Origin of the sequence: Fodinibius sp. Rm-B-1B1-1 (assembly GCF_038594945.1) — a bacterium.
Classification (GTDB): domain Bacteria; phylum Bacteroidota; class Rhodothermia; order Balneolales; family Balneolaceae; genus Fodinibius; species Fodinibius alkaliphilus.
Window position 1 is genome coordinate 1,513,858 of the sequence record NZ_JBCFYD010000002.1, and the last position, 14,237, is coordinate 1,528,094.

A 14,237-nucleotide genomic window follows, 5' to 3' on the forward strand; every position below is an offset into this window, starting at 1 on the left:
GATACTGTCCATGTGATAAAAACATTTATTGCATCTGTTTTTATCACATCAATAGTACTACCACTTTGTATTAATAAAAATACTACCGGGCTTTTAACCCGGCAGTATAGATCTCATTTACGTTAATCGTTAGCAGGGTTGGGTTCCAAATTCGGATTCACATCGAGCTCGCGCTGCGGAATTGGCAAGTATTCATCACCGGTATCCCAACTGTTGAACTCAGCATCACGCTGTTGCAGCTCGGGTACCTTATACCGCGGACTGCTCTCATCAAACCATCCCCACCGAATCATATCGTGGATACGCTGGCCTTCGATAGCGAACTCAAGGGCTCGTTCATGAGCAATCTGTTCACGCATTTCATCTCGTGTAAAACCGGTAAACTCGGCTGTACGGTCAGGTAGATTTGCCCGATCTCGAACCTGTTGCATGTATTGAGCCGCTGTTGCTCGGTCGTCAAGCTCATTCTGTGCCTCAGCATACATCAATAAAATATCGGCATAACGAAGTACACGATAGTTAATACCGGACTGCTCCCTAAGCTCTGCATATGGCAACCCTTCATGGGTATATTTTCGCGGATATATTTCATCCTGTCCATATGGCCAGGGATCTCCATACACAGTCGTGGAATTTTCTCCAGGCTCATACGAAACAATGGTATCCAGCAAGCGCGGATCTTTATTTCCACTTACCGTTTGCTCTTCGTTGAATTCATCATATAGCCACTGTGTGGGCAAGAAATCCGAATATCCATATCCTTCGGCTGCATAGGTATAAGATTGTGAAGATACCTGCATCCAGTTGCTGTTCGGTTCACAACAGTAATTCATTTCTGAACCTCCAACTTGATCAGGATCGGCAAACTGGACCTCGAAAAGTGACTCTACATTGTTTTCGTTATCGATATTGAAGTTGTGGCGAAAATTATCCACTAAGTCATAGACTTCCATCGGACTACTTTCTCCTGCACCGGGTATCAACAACTCAAATTCACTGGCCGCATTTTGCCATTGCTCACGATATAGGTAGGCTTTCCCCAACATACCAGTTGCTGCACCAGCTGTAGCACGGCCAACTTGTCCTTGGTCAGGGCCGTCAATATTTTCATAGGAAACCGGAAGCCGATCTTTCGCGTCACTAAAATCATCAATTATTTGCTGCCACAGATCTTCCTCAGATGCCGTAGGCTCGTTAAATTCATCGGGATCGGGCAAGGCATCACTAATTGGTACTCTGTGGAAATTATTGGCAAGATTAAAGTAAGCCAATCCACGTAAAAAGTGAGCCTGTCCAACGATACGCTCCTTTAACGCTTCATCGATTTCCATTTCTGGTACATATTCCAGGATCTGGTTGGCCCGATAAATAAGAACGTAATGTTCTCTCCATACCCACTCAACTGGACCAGAGGTAGCCGGAACGTTAAAAGCAGCTACCTGCCATAAATCTGGCCACGGGGTATCTGCCTTAAACCCATCGCTACGTCCATCCGTTAAAGCCGGTATCATCCGCATATAGGTACCGTCCATGATCAAACCATTGTACATGGCATGACTGGCTCGTACGGCATCTGATTCTGTTTCCCAGAAGGTATCAGCAGTGGGCTCGTTGGGATTTGTTAAATCCAACTGATCATTGCAACCCACAAACATCATAAGTGCAATTAAAAATATTAGTTTCTTCATGGTCTTAGTCATTAAATTTGGTATTGAACACTCAAAATCGGTGTAAAAATTAAGATTAGAATCCAACATCAATGCCCACAGTCAATGTTCTTGGTGTTGGATAAGACCCATTATTATACCCGGGTTCAAATACACCGGAAGTAAAGTCCGGGTTGTACCCTTTATAAGCGGTAAAGGTATATACGTTTTGTGCATTTACGTATATCCGAGCATTGGAAATTGACAAATAACTTGTCAGATTTTCAGGTAGCGTATAACCCAACTGCAATGTATTGATCCGGAGATGTGTCCCATCCTGCAGCCATCCTTCGCGATCGGAGTTACGGTTGTTATTATTGGGATCTCCTACGATTCTGCGGGGAATATCAGTATCGGTATTTTCTGGTGTCCATCGGTCCAGCATATCAGTATGATAATTCATATAATCGCTGGTAGCCATAAGGGTACGATACATCCGGCTATGAATGAGATAATCTCCCATTCCCGAGGCAAATACTGTAAAGTCGAAGTTTTTGTACTCCCCGGTGAAATTCAGGCCATAATTGATACTTGGTAACCCACTTCCCAGATAGGTTCGGTCCTCATCATTTATTACTCCGTCATCGTTTAAGTCTTTAAACCTGAGATCTCCCGGAGCTGTACCCGCATTTTGGAAAGCGTGATCACTAATTTCATCCTGAGATTGGAAAATACCATCAGTTACATAACCATAATGGCGACCGACTTCACCACCTACGGCGGTACGTGTTCCAGTTCCAATTATGGGTTCATCTTCTCCCCCCAACGCAAGCACCTCGTTTCTAAGCGTACTCAAATTGGCCGTAATCTCGAAAGTAAAATCTCCCCGAGTTTTTCGGTACGTAGCTGCGAACTCCAGACCTGAATTCTGAAGCTCACCTGCGTTAACGGTTGGACTGTTATTTGCTCCTACAGACAACGGAATTGGTACTCCTACTAAAATATCAGATGTTACGCTTTGATAATATTCGGCAGATAAATCAACCGTTCGATCCCAAAAGGAAGCATCAAAACCAATGTTTTTCGTCGTTTTGGTTTCCCATTTGATACTTTCATCCGCAATTTGTGTTTGAGTACTGCCAATAACTTTTGTTCCACCATAATTATAAACCACTCCCGGATTCACCGTACTGGAATACAGGTAATCTCCAATATTTTGGTTACCTAATTTACCATAGCTGGCCCGTATTTTGAATTCCGAGATAAAGTCTGGTAACGAGATAAACTCTTCGTTATGAATATTCCACCCTAATGAAGCTGAGGGAAAATTACCGTACCTATTTTGGGGTGCAAATCGAGATGATCCATCCCGCCGAATAGTGGCAGTAAGCAAATAGCGATCATCATAATTGTAATTCATTCGACCAAAGTAGGAAACAAGTGCATTTTCATACTGCTCTCCAGATGCCGTTTTGTTTGACCCGTTGTCAAGCACCTTAAAGTATGGCTGTGCAAAGTTTTCGGAATATCCATTACGAAGTACGGATGTTCCCTTTTGATATGTCTGTCCAATCAAAGCTGTTACATTATGCCGATCGGCAAAGACATTTTCATAGGTTAGTGTATTCTCAATAACAGTAGTACTGTAAATATCCTGACCATCATTGAGCCGGGCACTGGTATTATTAAAGAAAAAGCCCATTTCAAATTCAGGCACCCAATTATAATTTCGAACATTCGTCCGATCATAGCTTACATTTAACTTATAGGTCAATGCCTGATCATCTTGGTCAATAATATTAGCCTGAGCATAACCAGCCGCAAAAGAACGATCCACATTGGTCTCTCCCTCCAATAATTGATTGGTACATGGAACATTCAATACAATCACGTTATGAACATCGGATTCTGTACCTGCACATCCTCCTATATTAGATTCATCATAGACACTAAGTGTAGGCACTGCAATATTCAAGTCGACAATCATAGGCGGACGCCCACCCGTCAGCACATTGGTATTGTAATTCAATGCTTTTTCATCAGTATGGGTATAGTAAAAATTCTGTCCGAATTCGAATATCCCCTTTTCCATTGTTGTATTAAGCCGGGCCGAATAGCGCTTATAATCAGGTCCATGTCCTACCAATGTACCCTGATCATCTACATAATCTAGCGATACGTTATACGTGGTATAATCACCACCGCCAGAAAATTTCAATGTATGATTCATTCGTTGGCCCGTTTCCAATCCTTCCTCCTGCCAATCAGTATTTACATCATCCACATAATTTGGGTGATTAGGATCGTTTCCAGGATTTAAAGATTCACCAGCATTTATTTGCCCTTCATTACTCAACATCTGGTAATTTTCCCGTTCTGTAACAGGTATATCCTGCCAAATTTGGCTGACTCCATATGTTCCGCTATAACTTACTTGCAACGGCGTATTTTTTGTCCCTTTCTCAGTGGTTATAAGTACTACACCATTTGCTGCACGCGAACCATAAATAGCAGCAGCAGATGCATCTTTTAATACCTCTACTGATGCTATATCATTCGGATTAAAATCTCTGATACTTGTGCCAACCGGAACACCATCAATAACATATAAGGGCTGGCTATCACCAAAGGTACCCACACCACGAATTTGTATATTCGGTGCGGCTCCAGGCTCTCCATCTGATTTTACCTGTAAACCTGGCACCCGCCCACGCAGTACTTCAGACGGATCCGTTGCGCTATATTTTTCAATTTCTTCTGAACTAACCTGAGATATGGAACCGGTTACATCTTCTCGTTGCTGGGTTCCATATCCTACAACTACAACATCTTCCCCCATTAAGGCTTGGGGTTGTAATGAGATATGTATTTCTGACCGTCCTTGTATTGGAACTTCCTGAGACTGATATCCAACATAAGAAAATACGAGTGTATCGGTTGATGACACAGCGGTTACTTCATATTGTCCATCAACATCTGATGTAGCACCCCGAGTCGTTCCCTTCACCAGTATATTTACTGCCGGAAGTGATTCTGAAGTACTTGCATCTATCACCGTTCCCGAAACGGTATGTTGGGCTAACACATCTACCGACGAAAAGACGGTAAATACAGCCATCAACAATACAATTTTAATATGTAAGTGTGATTTCATAAATCCCTGATTTTGTTAAGGTATTAACAAGTTAAATGGCAACTTTTCTGGCTGATCAAAACAGAAAAATTACTAAGTGTATTAATTACACTTCTTTCGCCTCTTATTTTTAAGCATTCTTAAAATGAGATGCAAGCGGTTACATGAGAATCAGAAAAGAAATAACGGAAGGCAAAGTATGATTAATACAACGAGGTGGGCTATAAGTGTAGAACAAACACTAATAATGGGTTTACATCCTCTGAGAGCATTATTGAAGTCATTAATATCTCTTTTTGAATTATTTCTTTTGCTGATTTTAACTTCCAAATAATTTAAAAATCTATATTGCGGTTCTGATTTTTTTCTTCTTCATTTTTTAAATTTTGTGCCTGATTTTCCAAAAACAATAAAACCATCAGGCGAAATTAGCCTTAATATAATTTCATTCAGTTTTCGAATAACTCCATATCTCCCCCCTTTTTCTCAACTACTTTCAGCTGATTATTTGGATATTTATTAAGCCCATCTTGACATGCCACTGCAATTATGCATGAGCACAATTTTGTTTGCTCATATACAGTTTTTGAGACTGGTATGCCTTCATCAACAAAACTGGACATTCACATAGTAATCATGAACCCTACTTGAAATTTGCCCCTCCCAATTTGACAAAAACATAAATACTATTATATTAGTACTATCTGATTAAAACTAAATTATTAGTATATAAGATAGTATGAAAAAATCACTCACCCCTCTGGGAGAAACCGAAATGGAAGTACTTAATCACGTGTGGGATTTGGGCGAAGCCACAGTCAAGCAAGTGCGCAAACGCATCCTAAAAGAACGCGATGTTGCCTACACAACAATCATGACGGTTATGAAAAACCTGGCCGACAAAGGATTTCTTAAATATAGAAAAGACGGCGTAACCTATGTTTACAGTTCCGCTCAAAAACCGGAATCCGTACGTTCGAATATCATTACCAATTTAATGAAAAAGGCATTCAAAGGGTCTCCCAAAGAATTAGTACAAGCACTGGTTAATAGTGATGATTTAAACTCAGAAGATCTTGCTGAAATCAAAAACTTGATTGATCAGATGGAGGATAATCAATGATAGAATTCATTACCTTTTTACAATCGTTCGGTGATCAAATGATCGAGCAATTATGGCTACCAGTTATCATTTGGACCCTTGTAGCGGCCCCCCTTACATGGGCATTATCCAGATATGAATCGCTCAATGCGATTTATCATTACCACATTCGAACAGCTTTGCTGCTTGTTCTTCCCCTTGCACTTCTGGGAACCTATCTCATGGATAAGATAAACAGTGCTACCGAATCAACAGCATCAGGTTTAACCATTATCATTCAGAATCCAATACCCGTATCAGCTACTTCGTCAGATCCCTCAATATTAAGTAGTCTTATGACTGTCCAATTTTGGACTGGGAACATCAGCTTAATCTTTTTGATCGGGGCCATACTGTTATTACTAAAACTTCTGGTCGATTTTACTCGACTTCGAGCGATAGGTAAAGAACTCAATTTCACTTCTCTTGCCAATGAACAAGAACTTTTGGCTATTCTTCCAGAAAGTTCTTCGCAATATAAAAACACCCAGATTGCCTATTCTGCCAATACCGCTATTCCTTACACCTATGGGTGGTTAAAAACAAAAATTGTACTTCCAACAGATCTAAAAGGAGATACAGAGTCGCTTGCTATGGCTGTTCAACACGAACTGATCCATATCAAAAATCACGATTTTCTGCTTAACAGTTTCTTGGTCTCTATAAAAAATCTTTTCTGGTTCCATCCATTGGTAAACCACCTTTATGCATCGCGCGAAGAGTACCGCGAAATTTTATGTGACAGCCAAGTATTAGCTACCAATCGGTTTTCAAAGAAAAAATATGCGTCGCTACTTTTTGAGCTTGCAAAGCAAGATCACAATCAACAATTAGCCTTATCAATGGCTGTGAGTAAATCATCTTTAAAAAAACGTATCCAAATCATGTCAAATCAAGACCATACCTCTATGAATTTTCGATCGAGTTTCCTTATTACGTTATTCGCTGCCTCCCTCTTAACCATCACCATCTCTTGTACTGATATGGCTGATGATAACATCACGAAAAGTGATGTAGAACAAACGCAAGCGCAAATGAGTAACAATTCTTCAGAAAACTTTCCCTTATATATTGTCAACGGAGAAGAGTGGGAAAAGACCGAAGAAAACAAAAGGAAATTAACACGTCTTAAACCCAAATACATAAAATCAGTTAACGTACTTAAAGGGGAAAACGCTGAAAACCAGTATGGAAATAAAGGCAAGAACGGGGTCATCAAGATGGAAGTGAACAATCCCGATAAAGCATTTACCGATCTTAAAGATGAGGCTATATTTCCACCCTCAACTCCATCAAAAGCCGATGACGGTGATTATTACGTTACCGTAAAAGACATGCCCGAACTGGTCGGGGGCTTAGGCTCATTACAACAGATGATCAACTATCCCAAAGAAGCAAGTGAGGCGGGTGCTGAAGGACGTGTAATTGTACAGTTTATCATCAATAAGGATGGTAATATCGAAAATCCTACCATCGTAAAGAGCGTTCACGAAAGCTTAGATGAAGAAGCCCTCAGAGTCGTTAAGCAAGCCGATTTTACCCCAGGAAAAGTTGATGGCGAACCTGTTCGCGTGCAGTATTCACTCCCTATTAGCTTCCGACTTTCTACAGATAACCAGGATTCATAATTAAGTAAGTTTCAAAAATGTAAAAAGCTTACATTTTTTCCATCAGTTTTAAAGCGGGACTTCGTAGGTTCCGCTTTTTTTATTTTATTACGGGTGTTCAAAACAAAGATAGTGCAACTTAATAACATCTGTTTGTGAAAAAGGCAGCAGCGTACGGGGTCCATCTATTTACTGCTTTAGGTGCAGGACTTGGCTTATGGGCACTCATATTAACATATAATGGATATTATCAAGAAACGGTATGGGTATTAGCCATTGCCGCCATTATCGATTCTGTGGATGGGGGGTTAGCACGGCTTACCCAAACCAAAGAACATGCCCCAGCTATTGACGGCGCCCTGATGGATAATATCGTTGACTTTATTACATGGACGATCGCTCCTCTACTCTGGATTTTTGCCACCATGGAAATCCCCGTATGGGTTCTACTCATTTGTGCTGTAGCCAGTGTATTCGGATTTTCAAATACAAAAGCTAAAACAGAAGATCACTTTTTTTTCGGCTTCCCCTCATACTGGAATATTGTCGTCTTTTATATATTCTTACTTAATTTACCCACCATATTTGCCTCAGCTATTTTGTTGATGTTCGCTTTCGTAACCTTCGTGCCAGTAAAATTTGTATATCCGTCACGAACTAAATTCTTACGACCTATTACACTTATTCTCGGCTCTATTTTCACATTACAGCTGATAGCCATGCTGTATTATTTTGATCATTCTCCCCCTCTATTAATTTACAGCTCATTCATCTTCCCGTTCTACTACTTTGGATTGTCTTTTTATGTTAACCTAAAAACGGTTGAAACATCCCATTAAATATGCCGTATTATCTCGACAAACACCTACAAAAAACTAATTGATATTGCTTATGGGAGCTCGTTTAAGAAAATCTCGCACAGACCGAATGATTACCGGCGTTTGTGGCGGCATCGCAGAATACTTAGGATGGGATCCAACGTTGATCAGAATAATTTTTGTAGTTCTCACTTTCCTTGGATCGGGTACTCCCATATTGCTTTATTTTATCCTTGCATTGGTAATGCCTGATTAATCTTCTACCCAACAATCTGTTTTGAAATTTTCTACCTATTTCATAACTATGGGTAACCAACAACACAATGAACATTCCGGTTATGAGAATAGGAATTGTAGGTCCTGCTGACAGAGCCGTCGCTTGGGAAAAACATTTACGCCCCCATCAATCGGTTTCGGAAGTAGCTATTGCTAAGCAACTATCCGGAATCGGAAATATTGATGCCTGTTTTCTTTTGGATGAAAACCCTGACCGCCTACCCCACCTGTTAGAGGCAGTCAAAGCAGGATATCATACCTTTCTGATTGCTCCTATTCCTACTGATACCCAACAAGCTCAAAAAGTGTATCATGCGGCTGAAGAATCAAATGTATTGGTGCAATTTTCGCACTGGCCCACCCTGGCACCCGCCTCAAAATGGATGAGTAAAAAAATCTCCAAACCTTCTTTTATACAGGTTAATCGAGAAATAAATTACACCGAATATGCAGAGTCTGATCATCCCTTCGAATATTACTGGATTGATGAATTGGCCTTTTGCTTACGGTGGATGAACGGATCTGTGCATCATATGGATTTAAAAACGGTGGACTTATCCAAACAGCATCAATATGCCCTGCATATATTGCTCAGATTTGAAAGCGGAGCTACGGCAAATATTTTTGTCAATGCTACCGCAGACACCTCCCGTCACCATCGCATTGCTGCTAACAATCATTTTTTACTGGATTGCGATGTGCTTGAACAAAAAGTTCGAATGGGTGAAGAAAACGGCGGGGGGCACCTATTTTTCAAAAAACAATCTTTTGATGCCAGCAAAGCCGCAGAACTATCAGCACTGGAGTTTATTAAGTCAATTCAACTAAATCGCCAAACAATTTATAACGCCTATCACCTGTGGGAACTGAATAAAACTATCGATAAGATAAAAAAACGTCTTACCCGTGTTTAGTAATTGGTATATCAAACATCGACACCTGATATTTTTATCATTTCTTATGCATCATCTTGAAAAACTTCTTTAGCTCATCCCGAGATCCCAACTTATCAATAAAATTAAACTGTCCAGCAGATAAACGCTCACCACCATCAATTACCACCGATTCTCCGGTGATATAAGGAGCCAAATCAGACATCAGGAAAGCCGCCAAATTTGCCAACTCTTCTTTGTCACCATACCGTCCAGCGGGAATCTTTGATAAGAATTTTTTTTCTGCACTTTCATCTGGAACCAACCGCTCCCAGGCACCTTTGGTTGGGAATGGACCCGGAGCTATCGCATTGAGTCGGATGCCATACGTTGCCCATTCATAGGCCAGTGATCGGGTCATAGCCAATACCCCTGCTTTTCCGCATGCGGATGGAAGCACAAACGCCGATCCGGTATCCTCAGAATAGGTCGTGACCATATTCAAAATATTACCCTCTTTTTCATTATTAATGAGGTAGTTGCCAAAGACATGCGTACAGTTAAATGAGCCATGAAGTACAATATCGACCACAGCTTTAAATCCACCGGGCGAAAGATCTTCGGAAGCTGACAGAAAATTGCCCGCCGCATTATTAACAAGACCGGTCATATTTCCAAAATCGGATATAATTTCGCCAATCATCTCCTCAATCCGATCATAATCACGGACATCAGCCACATAATATTTGGCAGTACTATCATTCGCATCGTTCTCAATCTCTTTGACTGCCTTTTGAAGCTTTTCTTCGGTTCGACCGCAAATAGCAATATTACTACCAAGTGAGGCAAACTTCTTAGCCATCGCTAATCCCAAACCACTACCGCCACCGGTAATTAAAATCGTTTGATTTACTAACGTATCTTCTGCAAACATAAATTTATTTTTAAAAATTGAACGCAAATAACGCTGATATAGCTAATTCTCGCAGATATTTTATTTGCGAACATCCGCTTCATCAGCGCAATCCTGTTCTATTGCATTTTAATTCAAGTTCTCAAAAATACCGGCTGCACCCATACCACCGCCCACACACATAGTTACCATACCGAACTGTTTGTCAAGACGCTTGAGATCGTATAAAATCTGCGTCGTGAGCTTTGCGCCAGTACAGCCAAGTGGATGCCCCATGGCAATAGCCCCACCGTTAATATTAACGATATCTTCGTCCAGACCTAACTCACGAATAACGGCCAATGATTGAGCGGCAAATGCTTCATTTAATTCAATCAAATCAATATCACCCAAATCAAATCCAGTTTGCTTTAGCACTTTCGGCACTGCTTCGACTGGCCCAATACCCATAATTTCGGGTGGCACCCCAGCTACTGAAAAACCGTGATATTTGGCAATGGGTTTCAGTCCAAGCTCTTCTGCTTTTTGGCGACTCATTACCATAACGGCAGCAGCTGCATCATTCATTTGGGATGAATTTCCAGCTGTAACCGAGCCCCCTTGCTTGAAGGCAGGATTTAGCTTAGCCAGAATTTCCTCCGAAGTATCACTCCGCGGGCCTTCATCGGTATCAAATATAAATTCCGTTTCTTCTACTTCTCCATCGGCCGTAACCTTTTTCTCTTTTACCTCGATGGGTACAATCTGATCATCAAAATAGCCTTGATCCCACGCCTTCAGCGCACGTTGGTGACTGCGATAAGCAAAAGCATCCTGATCTTCACGACTGACATCATATTTATCAGCCACATTCTCAGCCGTCAACCCCATATTGATATAAATTTCGGGATAATTATCTACCAAATCAGAATTTAATCGTGATACATATCCGCCCATGGGCACGAGCGACATCGACTCTACTCCACCGGCAATAATAACATCCGCCCCACCAACCATAATGCGTTCGGCGGCCTGGGCTATAGTTTGCAATCCCGAAGAACAGAATCGATTCATCGTAGCGGCTGGAACTGACGGTGGCAATCCTCCCAAAGCAGCAGCTTGACGTGCGATATTCAATCCCTGAGCCGCCTCGGGAAAGGCACATCCCAAAATCACATCATCTACCTGTTCGGGCTGCAAGTTCGGGGCTTGCTCTAATACATTTTTGATCACTTCTCCTCCCAATGTATCAGGCGGCGTAAATCGTAGTGATCCCTTATTTGCTTTTCCAGTTGGCGTTCGCGCAGCAGCAACAATTACGGCTTGTTTCATGGCTTTTTTGTTTTAAACTATTAATTGAAAATTCCTTCTTGTAGTTAAGTCAAAGAATACAGAAACAATTTATTCTGTATTCTGATCCTGAAATTCTAAACGCTAATTCCTCAATGGTTTACCTTTCTTGAGCATGTGCTCAATCCGGGCTTGGGTTCGCTCATCCTCCAATAGTTCTAAAAAAGCCTCTCGTTCAAGTCGCAACAGATAATCCTCAGGCACTTCTTGTGGTTCGCTCAGATCACCACCGCTCATAATATAAGCCACTTTTTCAGCCACCACTTTATCATAGTCGGTGATAAAATTGGCCTCGTGCATAATATGCAGCATCATCTTAAGCGAACTTAATGCCTCGTTCCCAAGTACCTTTATCATAGGCTTTTCAGGCGGATAATAACCCGCATCGGCCATTCTCCGGACTTCCGCCTTGGCATTTGAAATCAGCAAGTCACGATTCATCACAACAGAATCGGAATCACGCAGATAGCCATATTTTCTGGCTTTGGGGGCTCCGTCAGATACTTTGGCCATGCCAATCGTTTTAAATTTCCCCTTAATATTCGGCATGGGATCAACCTGCTCATCATCTATCAGACCTTGCATGGTGCGTAGTAACATTTCTTTCGTTCCTCCTCCTGCTGGAAGCAACCCAACGCCCACTTCTACGAGTCCACAGTAAAGTTCATGGGCAGCCACTACCTTGTCAGCGTGAAGAAGAAATTCTACTCCACCCCCAAGCGATCTACCAAAGGGAGCAACTACTACAGGAAACGGTTGATAACGCAATCCAACTGCCACATCCTGGAAATTCTTTGCTGCCTGTCTCACCCGATCTTTCTCCCCTTTTTGCCAGGCCCCCATGGCTTCCATCAAATTCGCGCCGTAGGTAAAGTTGTCCCCATCATGACTAATAACCAGCCCATCAAATTGTTCTTTTACCACATCACAAGCTTTCTGTAGCGACTGAACTAGCTCGAAGCCGAGCGTGTATTTTCGGGTACGGAATTCGAAAAGGGCAATACCATCCCCAAGATCGTACAACCCAGCGCTGTCATTGCCAAACACTTCTTTATTGTTAGATTTGAGATCCGTTACACGAATTGCTCCCTCTGCGGGCGGACTCAAATTCTCAGCCTCTCCGGTTGCCAGATTGTAAACCGTACCTTCATCCTTGTTATAAAACTGCTCACGGCCGCTATCAAGCATATCCAACACATTCTGCGGGACGTCCAAACCTTCACCCTGCATGCGCTCAACTGATTCGGAAACCCCTATAGCATCCCATCGTTCAAATGGTCCTAACTCCCAGTTGAAGCCCCACTTCATTGCACGATCGATGGCTTCGACCGAATCCGTAATCTCGGGAACACGGTTGGCCGCATACAGTAGCAAATCACAATGAACTTCCCATAAAAACTGCCCCACTTCATCATCCTGATTTACCAAAAATTTCAGTCGTTCCTCAGATGATTCGAACTTTTTCTTGGCATCAGTTGCACTTTCAAATTCAGGATCTATTTGCGACTCGTATGCTCCCGTTTTGGGGTTAATTACTTTATACTCTTTGCCAGAATCCGTACGGACTTTCTTGTAAAAACCTTCGCCGGCTTTATTACCGTGCTTACCATTTTCGACCATTTTCTCAAACGCTTCCGGCAGATTAAACACTTCGCGTCGCTCGTCATCGGGGATAACGGGATATAAATTTGTAGCTACATGGTGAATTACATCCAAACCAGACATATCGGCTGTTCGAAAAGTAGCCGCTTTGGAATAGCCCGTGAGTGTGCCCAACAGATAATCAATCTCCTCGGCACGAAAATTCCCATTAAAAAAGTGGGGCATGATACTGGCCATTGAGAAAATACCAATGCGGTTGGCAATAAAGTTGGGCGTATCGTTGCACTGCACTACGCCCTTGCCCAGATCGCGCTCACAGAAACGGCTCATATATTCCACGACCTCATCTGCAGTAGATTTCGTGGGAATAACTTCAAGCAGTTTCATATAACGCGGCGGATTGAAAAAGTGAGTCCCCAAGAAATGAGCTTTAAATTCATCCGAACAATCTTCGCTTATTTTGCCAATCGGTAAGCCCGAAGTATTGGAGCTCACAATCGTATTTTCCGTGCGGACCTCCTCAATTTTGGCCATCATATCTTTCTTGATGTCCATCTTTTCGATGATGGCCTCGCAAACCCAGTCTACCTCAGAAAGTACATCCAAATCATCCGAAAAATTACCCGGCTGAATGCGATCAGCATATTCAGGCAACCCCAGGGGCGATGGATTCATTTTCTTGAGCTTGGCAATATTGTCGATCACAGTTTGATTGGGATTGTCGCTCTCTTCATCTTTGAGATCTAAAAGCCAAACTTGCATACCAGCGTTTACGCAATGCGCCGCAATTTGACTACCCATGGTTCCTGATCCAAGTACCGCTACTTTCTGAATATCATATTTGCTCGTAGACATAAATAATATCGTATAAAATTTTACATTAACTTTTGGAGCAGAGTT

General features: G+C 41.9%; 10 protein-coding genes. 5 read left to right on the forward strand and 5 right to left on the reverse strand.

Annotated elements, in window-relative coordinates:
• Nucleotides 1-122 precede the first annotated feature (122 nt).
• Nucleotides 123-1,688 (reverse strand): RagB/SusD family nutrient uptake outer membrane protein, encoded by a 1,566-nt coding sequence (locus tag AAFH98_RS13860; protein ID WP_342523371.1) that lies wholly within the window; start codon nt 1,686-1,688, stop codon nt 123-125.
• Between the two features lie 55 nt (nt 1,689-1,743).
• Nucleotides 1,744-4,800 (reverse strand): SusC/RagA family TonB-linked outer membrane protein, encoded by a 3,057-nt coding sequence (locus AAFH98_RS13865; protein WP_342523372.1) that lies wholly within the window; start codon nt 4,798-4,800, stop codon nt 1,744-1,746.
• A gap of 718 nt (nt 4,801-5,518) precedes the next feature.
• On the opposite strand from AAFH98_RS13865, the gene AAFH98_RS13870 reads away from it, so the two are divergent.
• From AAFH98_RS13870 to AAFH98_RS13890, 5 genes are all read left to right on the forward strand, one after another.
• Nucleotides 5,519-5,902 (forward strand): BlaI/MecI/CopY family transcriptional regulator, encoded by a 384-nt coding sequence (locus tag AAFH98_RS13870; RefSeq protein ID WP_342523373.1) that lies wholly within the window; start codon nt 5,519-5,521, stop codon nt 5,900-5,902.
• Nucleotides 5,903-5,940: 38 nt separating this feature from the next.
• Nucleotides 5,941-7,548, forward strand: coding sequence for a M56 family metallopeptidase (locus tag AAFH98_RS13875; RefSeq protein ID WP_342523374.1), 1,608 nt, complete (start codon nt 5,941-5,943; stop codon nt 7,546-7,548).
• Nucleotides 7,549-7,682: 134 nt separating this feature from the next.
• Entirely contained in the window at nt 7,683-8,366 is a 684-nt protein-coding gene (locus AAFH98_RS13880; protein WP_342523375.1) for a CDP-alcohol phosphatidyltransferase family protein, read from the forward strand.
• 52 nt (nt 8,367-8,418) lie between these two features.
• Complete coding sequence (locus AAFH98_RS13885; protein WP_342523376.1) at nt 8,419-8,601, forward strand: PspC domain-containing protein; 183 nt, start codon at nt 8,419-8,421, stop codon at nt 8,599-8,601.
• An 82-nt stretch (nt 8,602-8,683) separates the two neighbouring features.
• Complete coding sequence (locus tag AAFH98_RS13890) at nt 8,684-9,535, forward strand: Gfo/Idh/MocA family oxidoreductase (RefSeq protein ID WP_342523377.1); 852 nt, start codon at nt 8,684-8,686, stop codon at nt 9,533-9,535.
• 37 nt (nt 9,536-9,572) lie between these two features.
• Here the strand turns inward: AAFH98_RS13890 and AAFH98_RS13895 are convergent, their stop codons facing one another.
• The 3 genes from AAFH98_RS13895 to AAFH98_RS13905 form a co-directional block, all read right to left on the reverse strand.
• A complete protein-coding gene (locus AAFH98_RS13895; protein ID WP_342523379.1) occupies nt 9,573-10,427 on the reverse strand; it encodes an SDR family oxidoreductase in 855 nt (284 codons plus the stop codon).
• Between the two features lie 108 nt (nt 10,428-10,535).
• Nucleotides 10,536-11,717, reverse strand: a complete 1,182-nt coding sequence (locus AAFH98_RS13900) for an acetyl-CoA C-acyltransferase (RefSeq protein ID WP_342523380.1) — start codon at nt 11,715-11,717, stop codon at nt 10,536-10,538.
• A 102-nt stretch (nt 11,718-11,819) separates the two neighbouring features.
• On the reverse strand, nt 11,820-14,192 hold the full coding sequence (locus AAFH98_RS13905; RefSeq protein ID WP_342523381.1) for a 3-hydroxyacyl-CoA dehydrogenase/enoyl-CoA hydratase family protein: 2,373 nt from the start codon (nt 14,190-14,192) through the stop codon (nt 11,820-11,822).
• Nucleotides 14,193-14,237: the final 45 nt, after the last annotated feature.